The sequence below is a fragment of the uncultured Tyzzerella sp. genome (assembly GCF_963558545.1).
Lineage (GTDB): Bacteria > Bacillota > Clostridia > Lachnospirales > CAG-274 > Tyzzerella.
Genome location: NZ_CAUWHO010000101.1, coordinates 1 through 2735 on the forward strand (window position 1 = coordinate 1; position 2735 = coordinate 2735).

At 22.3% G+C, this 2735-nt stretch carries 5 protein-coding genes; all 5 read right to left on the minus strand.

All coding sequences use genetic code 11. The features are described from left to right. Positions 1–1150, minus strand: a 1150-nt coding sequence (locus R5Z65_RS09840; RefSeq protein WP_317368845.1) for a hypothetical protein, incomplete at its 3' end; no start/stop codon positions are given. Positions 1151–1170: 20 nt separating this feature from the next. Beyond that, the gene (locus R5Z65_RS09845) at positions 1171–2016 is read right to left on the minus strand and encodes a YiiX/YebB-like N1pC/P60 family cysteine hydrolase (protein ID WP_317368846.1); all 846 of its coding nucleotides are present in this window, start codon (positions 2014–2016) and stop codon (positions 1171–1173) included. A 36-nt stretch (positions 2017–2052) separates the two neighbouring features. Next, positions 2053–2280, minus strand: coding sequence for a hypothetical protein (locus R5Z65_RS09850; protein ID WP_317368847.1), 228 nt, complete (start codon positions 2278–2280; stop codon positions 2053–2055). 29 nt (positions 2281–2309) lie between these two features. Continuing rightward, entirely contained in the window at positions 2310–2453 is a 144-nt protein-coding gene (locus R5Z65_RS09855; protein WP_317368849.1) for a cyclic lactone autoinducer peptide, read from the minus strand. A 139-nt stretch (positions 2454–2592) separates the two neighbouring features. Further along, positions 2593–2735, minus strand: a 143-nt coding sequence (locus tag R5Z65_RS10295; RefSeq protein ID WP_369124044.1) for a GHKL domain-containing protein, incomplete at its 5' end; no start/stop codon positions are given.

A 2735-nucleotide genomic window follows, 5' to 3' on the forward strand; every position in this document is an offset into this window, starting at 1 on the left:
TATTCTTATAATCCAAAATTATAACATTCCCGTTATCATTTCTATTACTTTCTATAATGAATATATTACTATTTTTATCAATATAATTTAATTTATATAAAGAACCGTTTTTAGGTTTATAACTATCTATAATATTAAATTCTATATCAGGTTTTAATGTTAAAACCCCTAAAATAGTACTATCATTTTTTGAGCTACCTATATTAATATTCCGTAAAGATATTAATATATTATTTTCATCTAATACTAATTTAGAACTATATTTATAACCTTCATAATTTTTAGATATATTATATATTTCATATTCTAAATTTTTATTTAATATTATAAGTTTACTGGTTGAACTTAATAAGTATAAATTTGTATCGTCTGCATAAATCAATGATAAACTTTCATTTTCTATCTCATCGAAACTAAAAAAAGTTAATTTTTCATTATCGTCTATAAAAACTATTCCATACTTATTACTTTCATTTGAACACATTGCAGAATAAACTATTTTATTATCAAAAGTTATTAATCCAGATGAGCCATACGGAATATAATCATAAGATGTTTCATATGATTTTTTTGTTGTAAAATTTGAAATAGATACTTTAAAACTATTTTTTTCTTCATTATATTGTTGGTCTCCTGTTGTATGAGTGGCAATAGTTGAAAATAAAATATCATTTCCTTGATGATCTATAGAATTAACTCCTACATCATAATTAAAATAATCTAAATCAACTCTATTAAAAGTATTATTCGATAAATTAAATGTATAAAACCAATTTTCTAAAACAGCTTCTCCAAAAAGAGATAAATATAAATTATCTTTATCTAATATTTTTTGATTAGCCTTAACTCTTCTAAATTTATCATCATAAACTTTATATTTATTTATAATATCTCCGTTAGAATCTACCTGTTTTATTAAAGTATATTTTTGAGATACTCTTATATCTGATGGATAATATAAAAAATAATTTTTTCCTGAGCTTTTATCAATTAAATCATTTGGATTAAAATTTTCTATTCCATCGATTTCTATAAATTTTTGATTTTTATTATAAAAAATATAATATCCACATATAATAGAAAAAAATATGAATACTACTATTAAAAATATGGATACTACTATTAAACTTAGTTTTATATACTTATTCATAATAATCCTTTCTAAGTAAATTATAAAGGTGTTGGTAATTCTTCATCCCAATCTCTATATATTCTTGTATTAACATCAAGTGCTATATCATTAGGAGTTACTAATAATATACCATATATAGGATGAACAACACTCATTGCTCCTCTTAAATCATATCCTGCTTGGAGCCATTGTCTAAATGTCAACTTTGAACAATACCAAGCTTCGTCCGTAAATAATGTTGTTTTTATAGCATATGGTTTTCCTACTTGTTTTATACCATAATCTACAGCAATTTGTTTTTCACTAGAATTAGCTGGTGTTCCTAACGTAGATGTTACTTGATATTGTTTTATACCACTTGCCCCATCCCATAAATTTGATACGTGCCAATGGAATACTTTAGCACCATTACTTACTGTCTTAGAAGCTTCTATAACATAACTTTCTCTATCTGATAATACAGCTGTATGCCCTGTTAAAGATGGTTCTCCATTTGAATTATTAGAACCTGTTTTGTATATAAGTATATCCCCTGCTCTCCAAGTTACAGCCCTATTTTTATCCTCAAAAACTTCCATTTTTTTCAAATCTAATTCATCTAATTTTTCAATTATAAGTTCCATATCTTTTATATCATCATCATCTAGTTTATCTAAGTTTTTGAAATACTCTTCAGCCTCTATGTGTAATTGATTTATATGATTATCAAAATTACTTCTTTGATAATCATTAACCATATCCATTTCATAAATTAATTCTTCTATTTCATTAACCTTTTCATCTATAAAAGATAGGGAAATATCATTAGCATAAACTGAATAATTTCCCAAAATCATCATACCTGCCATTGTAAATGGCACTACCATTTTCTTAAATTTTTTCATAATAAAATCCTCCTTAATATATTTATATATAAAAACTCATTTAGAGTGTTTATATATAATTAAATTATTAATCTTTCCTAGCATTAGCATTACCCCATTACATAATAAAGAAATGCAAATGTAAGCAGAAAGATTTATTTTATTAAAAATTAAAGTTATAAATATCATTTCTTTAAATCCATAGATATATATTTCTGCATCTTCTTTTTTTATTGTATTGTTATTTATAAGCATATTTACAAATTTTAATGTTATAGTTTCCATAATTAAAATTTGCGTAATTTTTTAGCTTTTTATGGTAATTTTTCTTGATGTGTAAAAAAATTACAAGTTGAATTTATATTTGATATAGTTAATAACATTGATAAATTAGCTATTCCTAAAAGTAAAAGTTTTATAAAGTATTTATCTTTTATTTCTAATAACTTTTTATCCATAATTATCCCCTCTAATAAGAATTTATTTTTTAAATTTATTATAACACAAAAAAGGACAAAATTTTTTATTTGTCCCTCAACTATACTATTTCTGTCCCTCAATTATAAAAATTTTATAAAATTTATAGTTTTAATACTATTACTTATCTAATATTAGTATTATTTTTGTTTTAAATATATTATTTTCTAGCTTTATTTTCATATTACCATTATATTTATTTACTATATTTTTTATACTTTTTAATCCTAACCCATATTTAGAATTTCTTCTTTTTAAAGATT

What these genes read in the sequence shown, in the direction of transcription:
- R5Z65_RS09850 (WP_317368847.1), bottom strand. Translation starts at nt 2,280, where the DNA reads ATGGAAACTATAACATTAAAATTTGTAAATATGCTTATAAATAACAAT.
- R5Z65_RS09845 (WP_317368846.1), bottom strand. Translation starts at nt 2,016, where the DNA reads ATGAAAAAATTTAAGAAAATGGTAGTGCCATTTACAATGGCAGGTATG.
- R5Z65_RS09855 (WP_317368849.1), bottom strand. Translation starts at nt 2,453, where the DNA reads ATGGATAAAAAGTTATTAGAAATAAAAGATAAATACTTTATAAAACTT.